Below are 246 nucleotides of genomic sequence, written 5' to 3'. Positions count from 1 at the left end.
CCTTGTTCCAGGCCTCGGTCAGCACCGGGGAGCGGCCGGGCGGTACGTCGTGGATCGCCGCCACGCCCAGGTCGGCGTATACGGACAGTGCCATCCTCCGCGTAATCGGCGTGGCGGTCATCAGCAGCTGGTGCGGCTCGCTGGGCCCGCGCGGTCGCTTTTCGCGCAGCGCAAGCCGCTGGTGCACGCGGAACCGGTGCTGCTCGTCGACGTTGGCCAGCGCCAGGTCGTGGTACTGCTCCGATT

At 69.9% G+C, this 246-nt stretch carries 1 pseudogene; it reads right to left on the bottom strand.

The window, feature by feature from the left end:
- A pseudogene (locus ACQG3P_RS21690) lies at positions 1–246 on the bottom strand (ATP-dependent DNA helicase RecG); the annotation flags it as partial.

Source organism: Stenotrophomonas sp. SrG (assembly GCF_050031795.1).
GTDB classification, from domain to species: domain Bacteria; phylum Pseudomonadota; class Gammaproteobacteria; order Xanthomonadales; family Xanthomonadaceae; genus Stenotrophomonas; species Stenotrophomonas rhizophila_A.
This window is presented reverse-complemented; position numbering and strand designations above follow the sequence as displayed.